This is a genomic window from Microcoleus sp. D3_18a_C4 (assembly GCF_036702415.1).
In the GTDB taxonomy this organism is placed as follows: domain Bacteria; phylum Cyanobacteriota; class Cyanobacteriia; order Cyanobacteriales; family Microcoleaceae; genus Microcoleus.
This window is the reverse complement of record NZ_JAUBTI010000220.1, coordinates 1-2167: the sequence shown is the minus strand read 5'-3', so window position 1 is coordinate 2167 and position 2167 is coordinate 1. Positions and strand designations below refer to the sequence as shown.

Here is a 2167-nt window from a genome sequence, read left to right as displayed (position 1 = left end):
GGAGTCGTCACCGGAGTCGGAGTCGTCACCGGAGTCGGAGTCGTCACCGGAGTCGGAGTCGTCACCGGAGTCGGAGTCGTCACCGGAGTCGGAGTCGTCACCGGAGTCGGAGTCGTCACCGGAGTCGGAGTCGTCACCGGAGTCGGAGTCGTCACCGGAGTCGGAGTCGTCACCGGAGTCGGAGTCGTCACCGGAGTCGGAGTCGTCACCGGAGTCGGAGTTGTCACCGGAGTCGGAGTTGTCACCGGAGTCGGAGTTGTCACCGGAGTCGGAGTCGTCACCGGAGTCGGAGTTGTCACCGGAGTCGGCGTTGTAACAGGAGTCGGTGTGGTAGCCGGAGTTGGCGTTGTAACAGGAGTTGGTGTCGTAACCGGAGTCGGTGTCGTAACCGGAGTCGGTGTTGTAACAGGAGTTGGTGTCGTAACCGGAGTCGGAGTTGTAACCGGAGTCGGAGTTGTAACCGGAGTCGCTGTTGTCACCGGTGTTGGTGTTGGGGCTGGTGTTGGGGCTGGTGTTGGTGTTGGGGCTGGTGTTGGTGTTGGGGCTGGTGTTGGGGCTGGTGTTGGTGTTGGTGTCGGCGCTGGTGTTGGTGTCGGCGCTGGTGTTGGTGTCGGACTAGCTGCAAACGTGCTACTGGCAACATTCAGCAAAACCGCGATCGCCCGATTGCTACTTTTATCTATCATCACTGTATCGGAACTACTAGCACCATTAGCACCCGTACCCGCACTAAAAGCGAAGTTATCAAAATTCAAAATGCCATTGTCGCTAGCAATGCGATCGCCTCCATTTTGATAATCGGTAATGTAATCAATGTTGTCATCATCTAGCAGTAGGAAAAATGTGTCATTGCCACTGCCACCTGTTAAAGTATCGATACCCCGATCGCCGTGCAAACTATCATTGCCGCTACCGCCGACAATTGAATCATTGCCTTGACCGCCGCACAAGCAATCATCTCCATCTCCTCCGATCACAGTATCTTCATCTTTGTCGCCGCGAAGGGAATCATTGCCACCTCCGCCCTCAATTTCATCATTTCCTTTGCCACCATATACAACTTCAGCATCAGAAGAACCCCTGACAGTATCATTGCCTTTGCGAGTTAGCAATCCTCCAGGCACTTCCTGAAGTTGTCCGGCTTCGAGTGCAACATTGTCGGCTGTATCTTCTCCGACTAAATAAATCCCTTGTCGTTTGATAGTCATAATTTTCCTACCTATTGGTTTGCAAAATAAACGGAGTGGAGAAATGGCGATCGCCTATTTTTAGCAATGGCGATTCCTGGTTCAACTAGAGCGCATCAGGCAACATTGAACGACCAGGTATAGTTCTGACCGCTCGATGTAATTGAAGCTGTATAATTTCCAGGCATTAATGGGTTACGGGGTATCATTACAATTGCATCGCGTGAATCCAATATACTGCGTGCCAATTGTTGAGCAGATGGATCGGGATTGCTGTAGGTTGTTTCATCAAAAACACCGTGTTCTATGGGTATGTTTCCCTGCGTTAATGAGTGAGAAGTGACTCGAGGCGTGACGTTTCCAGAACCCAGTTGCAAATAAATAGGTAAGCCCGCTGGAGCCGTGTATCCTGGAAAGCTTGTCAAGGGATCGGGATATTCACTGTCAAATTGCCTTAACGGAACTGTCTTGCCATTTGCAGGCCACATAACAGGATATTGAGGGGAAGAATTAGAATTAATTCCTCGAATAACATCCAACGTTGCCCCTGCTTCTATGCTCCCACCTGCTTCGCGATAACTACCGTAAGCAACTTGCGTTAGTTTGGGGTTGATAATTCCTAATCCATGAAAAGGTGCGGTCATCCATCCATCAATAAAATCGACATCTTGTACCTGAGTTGTTGACCAAGCAAACACATTGCCACTTTGACCTGCTTCAGATCCTGCTGGCGTGTACCAAGGGTTATTACGGTCTTGATAATGAGTTAGTTGATCGTTTTTAGCCACATAACGTGAGTGTTCTATTTCCCCTTGTGTCCATGCAGGATTGTTAGTCACAGGCGGTAAGTTGGCTAGGCTACGTAAGTAATTCACCCGATCGAGCCAGTTATCAGAGGTCGGAGGAGTCGGAGTCGGAGTCGGAGTCGGAGTCGGAGTCGGAGTCGGAGTCGGAGTCGGAGTCGGAGTCGGAGTCGGAGT

Annotated in this window: 2 protein-coding genes; both read right to left on the bottom strand. The window is 50.9% G+C overall.

All coding sequences use genetic code 11. The features are described from left to right. Positions 1–1208, bottom strand: a 1208-nt coding sequence (locus QUB16_RS33265; protein WP_445251190.1) for a calcium-binding protein, incomplete at its 3' end; no start/stop codon positions are given. A gap of 95 nt (positions 1209–1303) precedes the next feature. After that, positions 1304–2167, bottom strand: an 864-nt coding sequence (locus tag QUB16_RS33260) for a CAP domain-containing protein (protein WP_333322650.1), incomplete at its 5' end; no start/stop codon positions are given.